Here is a 2315-nt window from a genome sequence, read left to right on the forward strand (position 1 = left end):
TCCTTTGTAGATTGTTGTTTAGCGATTACATTCTAACACAAGGTTCATCATTATGGATTTTATTTATTTGTTCAATTTCATTTTACAACTGACCTTTAGATAAACTTGTCTCCTTATTCAGATATGTGAAAGCAGTATCTATTCTGTCATAAAGAACTACTTCTCCTTCTACCAATCAACACTGAGCGCTGCAGTTTATTCTGTAAAAGGCATTTTTCTTTATTCTCTCTGGCTTTGCCAGTTATGCCCGCCACTCCATGGTGAACGATCTTTCTCGCAAACAGAAATTCCTATATTTTCGCGGGTTGAGGATAAAAAAGACCCTGCATCAGCTTCGTTAAAAGCTTCAATGCAAGGTCTTTTTGTCTATGTCGGCGGGTTAGCCATTTTTGCCCTATTCAGAATAAATGGCAGCGCCCCGTGACATAGTATCCTCGACCTCATTACAATTATTATAGCTACCAGTGATTGAAATTACAACCTACATAATTACAATATAATCTTTCTCATCTGTTGTAAGGCTTTGAATACAATGATATTTTTTATTTCGTGTATCTCTGTCACACTTCATTCTACAATCTGCTATATCGTTACATTTTTTCTATTAAAAAACCCTTAAAACTGTCCAGTTTGTTGATAGTGTCAAGCAATGTTCGCAAAACCATCAATCTTCGAATCAGATTAAGCGGTCTTCGTTGAGATAAGATCTGTAATGATTTTAGGATTTATATAGGAACGACCACTTGACCAATCTTCGCTGTACTCAATCAGTTAACTAGCGATAGTGTCAATACATATGTAAACGCTCCTGCAAGCATTGTTGGATAGCCTAGACATTGAACAACTTTAGCTATTAATTTATATTGGTCATACAGTTTCAGGGCACATTTCCCCCAACTCTCTGAATATACTTTATATTGCCTCTTCAGAGTCCAACTTTATGTTCTCACCCCAACCCAAACTTAATATTTATTTTTAATGGATTCTTTGTATCTGAGTTCATTTCTAATTAGCTGAACTTCATCGTTAGTATTATACTCTGCATCTAAACTTTTAAATTCTTCCCATTTTTCAATTCCACTTTTTGTCATACAGTGTCCACCGTTTAGTTCAAACCCAATCACTTCTTTCTGTGGATGATTCTCATAATCTGAATATATCTCTTTAAATTTAGCAATAACCTTTTTTACTTCCATTGTGGGTAATTTACTTGCTGCTAGAATATAAATAGTACAAAATAAATTGAGAAACTACTCCATGGAATATAAAATATTACTATAAAGAATTGTATGGAGGAAATCTTATGACACAGCACAATAAAAAATTCAAAGAAGATGCCGTAGCGTATCGTTTGTCGCATCCAGAATTACCAACACGAGCTTGTGCTAAAAATCTAGGGATTGGTTTCAGCACTTTGACGAAATGGCTCAGCTTAGCGAAGAAGCATGAAGGTGAAGTTCCCATACGTGGTTCTGGTAATTATTCCAGTGATTTGGAAAAAGAAAATGCGCGCCTTGCTCGAGAACTTCGCGACGCAAAGGATGCTCTTGATGTATTAAAAAAAGCTATCAGCATTCTCGGAAAATGACAGAAATTATTTACCGTGAAGTCGAGAAGAAAATTTCATCCATTGAAGATGAAAAAACTTCTAAGCTTGAAAAGAAACGCCATGTTTCTGTCAGTGGAATGCTTTATTTTCTAGGCGTTTCAAAATCCGGCTATAGTAGCTGGACAAAACGAAATCCATCAAAACAAGAAGTACGTAAACGTTTGATTCAAGATAAAATTATGGATATTTATCATGAATCACATCAAAATTACGGTGCTCCTAAAATTGCAAAATCTCTGCAAAGTACAGGCGAATTTATCGCCGAAAGAACAGTAGGACAATATATGCGTGAACTTGGTATTAAAGCACAATATGTTAAGCCATATACAGTTACAACCATAAATTCAAATTTTAGCGATGACCTGAAAAATATACTAAATGAAGAATTTAATCCGCTTTCTCCCAATGCATTATGGTGCACGGATATAACCTATATTTGGACGTTAGATGGATTTGTTTATTTGACCAGTATTATGGACTTATTTTCCCGAAAAATTATTTTTTGGACATTAAGCAAAACACTGGAAGTATCACGTGTTGTAGAAACAGTAAAAAACGCATTAGCAACAAGAAAAGTAACGCCAAAGCTTATTCACAGTGATCGAGGCAGCCAAGTGCGACAAGAAGTCGCGTAATATATTGCCGAAAGGCTACCCCATCCATTCGGGGTAACCCTATTGTGACTAGCGTGAATGGCAACGTTTGG

At 35.7% G+C, this 2315-nt stretch carries 3 protein-coding genes; 2 read left to right on the plus strand and 1 reads right to left on the minus strand.

Annotated features, from left to right (window positions below; translation table 11 throughout):
• Positions 1 to 962: 962 nt before the first annotated feature.
• Complete coding sequence (locus HNR32_RS13590) at positions 963 to 1196, minus strand: hypothetical protein (RefSeq protein WP_183863575.1); 234 nt, start codon at positions 1194 to 1196, stop codon at positions 963 to 965.
• Between the two features lie 107 nt (positions 1197 to 1303).
• Between HNR32_RS13590 and HNR32_RS13595 the strand changes: the two genes are divergently transcribed.
• Both HNR32_RS13595 and HNR32_RS13600 read left to right on the plus strand, forming a co-directional pair.
• Positions 1304 to 1588 (plus strand): transposase, encoded by a 285-nt coding sequence (locus HNR32_RS13595; RefSeq protein ID WP_183863576.1) that lies wholly within the window; start codon positions 1304 to 1306, stop codon positions 1586 to 1588.
• Positions 1585 to 2244, plus strand: a complete 660-nt coding sequence (locus tag HNR32_RS13600; protein ID WP_183863578.1) for an IS3 family transposase — start codon at positions 1585 to 1587, stop codon at positions 2242 to 2244. The genes HNR32_RS13595 and HNR32_RS13600 overlap by 4 nt, the downstream gene beginning before the upstream one ends.
• The last annotated feature ends 71 nt before the right edge of the window (positions 2245 to 2315 follow it).

The organism is Pectinatus brassicae, from assembly GCF_014201835.1.
Classification (GTDB): Bacteria; Bacillota; Negativicutes; order Selenomonadales; family Selenomonadaceae; genus Pectinatus; species Pectinatus brassicae.